The sequence below is a fragment of the Bartonella sp. CE47NXGY genome (assembly GCF_042195415.1).
Classification (GTDB): Bacteria; Pseudomonadota; Alphaproteobacteria; order Rhizobiales; family Rhizobiaceae; genus Bartonella.
In genome coordinates this window covers 1-524 of the sequence record NZ_JBHIOI010000303.1, presented here as the reverse complement: position 1 = coordinate 524, position 524 = coordinate 1, and the positions used below count along the sequence as shown (strand labels likewise).

1 protein-coding gene and 1 pseudogene are annotated in these 524 nt (G+C 41.4%); both read left to right on the top strand.

Annotated features, from left to right (window positions below; all coding sequences use genetic code 11):
• Positions 1-150, top strand: a pseudogene (locus ACFIL3_RS11220) (lysozyme); the annotation flags it as partial.
• Positions 147-374, top strand: coding sequence for a hypothetical protein (locus ACFIL3_RS11215; RefSeq protein WP_375627820.1), 228 nt, complete (start codon positions 147-149; stop codon positions 372-374). The pseudogene ACFIL3_RS11220 and the gene ACFIL3_RS11215, both read left to right, overlap by 4 nt.
• Positions 375-524: the final 150 nt, after the last annotated feature.

The following is a 524-nucleotide window of genomic DNA, read 5'->3' as shown; positions in this document are numbered from 1 at the left end:
CTTGCACCGATTATTGGTTCTTTTTCTGGGCTTGGAGGCTTATTAGCAGGAAATGGACCAATCCAATGGGCTTTGGCAACCATTATGGTTTTAGCCGCATGTGTTGGTATTTTCTTTGTTGCCAAACGTTTTCAGGAACACCGCCTATGATCTTATGGATGAAAAGAAATCTGCTGTTAATAGGCGCGGCTTTAGCTGCTTTTTTTATGATTTTAGCAAGAGCTTTTACTCTTGGGAAAAAAGCAGAGCAACAAAAGCAAACAGAAAAAGCTTTAAAAGCAGCCACAACACGTCTGGAGGTGGAAAGTGAAGTTAATCAAAAAAGTGATGCTGATGTGCGTACTGCTCTCTCTGACTGGTTGCGCGACAAATAAATACGCTCCTTCTTGTGTTGGTTGGTTGCCAATTTATTTAGAGAGGCAAGATCTGAACGCCATCAGTTCAAACTTAGCAAGAGAGATCTTAAAGCACAATAATCTAGGTGAACGCGTGTGTGGGTGGAAACATGGCTAGAAAAAAAACAC